Below are 3,929 nucleotides of genomic sequence, written 5' to 3'. Positions count from 1 at the left end.
CCCCAACGGATGCCTTCACCGCCGCAACGGTCGCGGTCACCGTCCTCGCGCTGGCGCCGCTGACCGCGCGCTGGCTCGATATACTGCCGCTCGGCGAAACCGCCGCGCGTGGCCTTGGCCTGCGACTGGGACGTGTTCGCGCCACATTGCTTGCGCTCACCGCATTGGCCACCGCAACCGCGACATTGGTCATCGGCCCGCTGAGCTTCGTCGGCCTGATGGCGCCGCACCTCGCACGCATGCTTGGCTTCCACCGCGCCGTGCCGCAGCTTCTGGCCTCGGCCATGACAGGCGGGCTGATCCTCGTTGCCGCCGACTGGGCAGGGCGGACGCTGATCTTTCCCTGGCAAGTGCCGGCCGGCCTCATCGCCGCCTTCGTCGGCGGCCCCTATTTCATGGCGCTGATGTGGAAAGGCAGGCAATGAAGTCCGTCCTGGCATATTGCCGCCCTTGCGCTGCCGATTGTAAGCAGCGCCCACCGATGACGGCCGGCGCGCTCACCGCGCCCGTCAAGACAGCTTGCGGTTCACCTCGATGATCAGACGTTTCCTTTCCTACTACGCGCCCTGGAAGGGGCTGTTCGCGCTCGACTTCTCCTGCGCGGTGCTGGCCGGCCTGCTTGAACTCGGCTTTCCCATGGCGGTCCGCACCTTCGTCGACCAGCTGCTGCCGCAGCAGGACTGGACCTTGATCATCATCGCGTCTGCCGGGCTGCTGGTGATTTACCTGCTCAACACCGTGCTGATGGCGGTCGTCACCTATTGGGGTCACATGCTCGGCATCAACATCGAGACCGAGATGCGGCGCAAGAGTTTCGACCATTTGCAGAAGCTGTCGTTCCGCTTCTACGACAACCACAAGACCGGCCATCTCGTCGGCCGTGTCACCAAGGACCTCGAGGAGATCGGCGAGATCGCCCATCACGGCCCCGAGGACCTGTTCATCGCCATCATGACCTTCGCCGGCGCCTTCGTGCTGATGTTCACGGTCAACATGCATCTGGCGCTGATCACGGCGGTGATCGTGCCTCTGATCGCCTGGGTGACGATGCGCTACGGCGACCGCATGGAGCGCAACTGGCAGGCGCTGTACCGGCGTGTCGGCGATTTCAACGTCCGCATCGAGGAGAATGTCGGCGGCATGCGCGTCGTCCAGGCCTTCGCCAATGAGGAGCATGAGCGCACGCTGTTCGCGCATGACAACCAGCGCTACCGCCAGACCAAGCTCGACGCCTACCGCATCATGTCGGCCAGCAATTCGCTGAACTATATGGGCATAAGGCTGATCCAGCTCGTGGTCATGATCGCCGGCAGCTATCTCGTCATCACGGGAGGCCTCAGCAATGGCGGCTTCGTCGGCTTCCTGCTTTTGGTCGGAGTCTTCGTACGGCCGATAGAGAAGATCAACTCGGTGATCGAGACCTATCCCAAGGGTATTGCCGGCTTCCGGCGCTACACCGAGCTACTCGACACCGAACCCGACATTGCCGACCGGCCAGGTGCCGTGACTGTGGGCGGCCTCAAGGGCGACATCGAATATCGCGGTGTCAGCTTCGGCTATGGCGACGGCAAGCCGGTGCTCAGGGGTATCGATCTCACCATCCACGCCGGCGAAACCATCGCCTTCGTCGGCCCGTCCGGCGCCGGCAAGACCACCATCTGCTCGCTGCTGCCACGTTTCTACGAGGTCAGCGCCGGCGCGATCAGCATCGACGGCATCGATATCAGGGACATGACGCTCGCTTCGCTGCGCGGCCAGATCGGCATCGTCCAGCAGGATGTGTTCCTGTTCGGGGGCTCGATCCGCGAAAACATCGCCTATGGCCGTCTCGGCGCCTCCGACGAGGCTATCGCCGATGCCGCGCGGCGGGCGCAGCTCGACGGCATGATATCGGGCCTGCCGGCCGGCTATGACACGATCATCGGCGAGCGCGGCGTAAAATTGTCCGGCGGCCAGAAGCAGCGGCTGGCGATCGCCCGCATGTTCCTGAAGAACCCGCCGATCCTTATCCTCGACGAGGCGACGTCGGCGCTCGACACCGAGACCGAGCGCGAAATCCAGAAGTCGTTGGCCGAACTTGCCGAGGGCCGAACCACGCTGGTCATCGCACACCGGCTGGCAACGATCCGCGGCGCCGACCGCATCATCGTGCTGCAGAACGGCGAGATCGTCGAAAGCGGCAACCACGACCAATTGATGGGCCGAAAAGGCCTCTACGCCCGCCTCTACAACATGAACTACGCCTCGTTCGACGACATTTCGGAAGGCGAGCTGGAGTTGGATGCGGCGGTCGGCAAGGCGACGTGATTGGGCCTACCACAGGCGCCTACGCCATTTCGGGGCGTTTTGAACCCTCGCGGATGGCCTTGTGCACGCCGCGCTGCAGATCCATGAATGCAGGGCTTTCCATCACCTCTTCGCGGCGCGGGCGCTCGATATCGACGTTGAAGGTCTGCGTGATGCGTCCCGGGCCGATCCCCATGACGACGATGCGGTCCGACAGATAGACGGCCTCCTCCACATCATGAGTGACAAACAGGACGGTCAACCTGTGTTCCTCCCAGATCTGGGTCAGCAGTTCCTGCATCTGATGCCGGGTCAAGGCATCGAGCGCGCCGAATGGCTCGTCCATCAACAGCATCTTGGGCCGGTAGGAAAGCGCGCGCGCAATGGCGACGCGCTGTTTCATGCCGCCCGAGAGTTCGGCCGGATAGCGGTCGGCGCTGTCGGACAGCTTGACGAGTTCGAGATGCTCCAGCGCGATCCTGCGGCAGGTCGGGCGATCGTAACCGGCGGCCTTGAGGGCAAATTCGATGTTCTGCCGCGCCGTCAGCCAGGGAAGCAGCGTGTAGGACTGGAAGACGACGCCACGGTCGAGACCCGGCTGCAGGATCGGCGCGCCATCGATGCTGAGATCGCCGGCGTCGAAGTCCTGCAGTCCGGCCACGATCGACAGCAGCGTGCTCTTGCCGCAGCCCGACGTGCCGACCAGGGAGACAAACTCGTTGTCGGCAAGATCGAGATTGATGTCGCGCAGCACTTCCGTGCGCCGCTCGCCGGTGCCGAAGCTCTTGTGGAGACCGGCGATCCGCAGTTTGGGGGGGCTCATCGGCTGGACCTCATTGCGAGCGGCCCTCTTGCTTGAACAGCACCTTTTCCAGCGCCTTCATCACCTGGTCGGTGATGAGGCCGAGCAGGCCGAGCAGCAGGATGTAGCCGATGATCGTGTTTGTCTGGAAATAGCGCTGCGACACGGTGATGCGATAGCCGAGCCCCGAAGTCGCGGCGACAAGTTCGGCCAGCACCAGCCAGGTCCATGCCCAGCCCAGGCTGATGCGCAGCGTATCCCAGATGCCCGGCAAGGCGCTGGGAACGACGATGCGCGTCAGGATCTTGCGATCCGGCAAGCCGAGTGTACGCCCAAGGCCAATGAAATCGGCTGGAACCCGTTTCACATTGTCCATGATCATCAGCACCTGCTGGAAGAAGGTGCCGATGAAGATGATCAGGAATTTCTGCGAATCTCCGGTGCCCGCCCACAGGATGGAGAGCGGCACGAAAGCGACGACCGGCATGTAGCGGATGAAATCCACCAGCGGCTCGATGGCCGCTTCCCAGGACCGGAAACTGCCGATCAGCACGCCGATCGGTATCGACAGGGCCGAGGCGATGAGGAAGCCGATGGAGATACGATACATCGAGGCTTTGAGGTCCAGCCACAACGTGCCGTCGGCGGCGAGCTTGGCGATCTGCATAGCTACGCTGCCCGGCGACGGCAGGAAGATCGGCTTTACCAACCCCAGTCCGGTCGCCGCCCACCAGGCAAGGCCGAGCCCGACGAACACGGCCACCGCGATGATCAGGAAGCGCGACCTGGCGATGGGCACGCCGATCCCGGAGGATCGGCGGCGCCTCGCCGGTTTCGTGAC

Annotated in this window: 4 protein-coding genes; 2 read left to right on the top strand and 2 right to left on the bottom strand. The window is 63.7% G+C overall.

The window, feature by feature from the left end; translation table 11 throughout:
* Nucleotides 1-425: iron chelate uptake ABC transporter family permease subunit (locus EN984_RS25565; protein WP_164765642.1), on the top strand; the 425-nt coding region annotated here is incomplete at its 5' end.
* A 109-nt stretch (nt 426-534) separates the two neighbouring features.
* Nucleotides 535-2,307 (top strand): ABC transporter ATP-binding protein, encoded by a 1,773-nt coding sequence (locus EN984_RS25560; protein WP_245480119.1) that lies wholly within the window; start codon nt 535-537, stop codon nt 2,305-2,307.
* A 19-nt stretch (nt 2,308-2,326) separates the two neighbouring features.
* On the opposite strand, the gene EN984_RS25555 is transcribed toward EN984_RS25560, so the two are convergent.
* Nucleotides 2,327-3,109 (bottom strand): ABC transporter ATP-binding protein, encoded by a 783-nt coding sequence (locus EN984_RS25555; RefSeq protein ID WP_127269920.1) that lies wholly within the window; start codon nt 3,107-3,109, stop codon nt 2,327-2,329.
* 10 nt (nt 3,110-3,119) lie between these two features.
* Nucleotides 3,120-3,893 (bottom strand): ABC transporter permease, encoded by a 774-nt coding sequence (locus EN984_RS25550; RefSeq protein WP_164775743.1) that lies wholly within the window; start codon nt 3,891-3,893, stop codon nt 3,120-3,122.
* Between the last annotated feature and the right edge of the window lie 36 nt (nt 3,894-3,929).

The organism is Mesorhizobium sp. M7A.F.Ca.CA.004.12.1.1, assembly GCF_003997835.1.
Taxonomy (GTDB): Bacteria; Pseudomonadota; Alphaproteobacteria; order Rhizobiales; family Rhizobiaceae; genus Mesorhizobium.
This window is presented reverse-complemented; position numbering and strand designations above follow the sequence as displayed.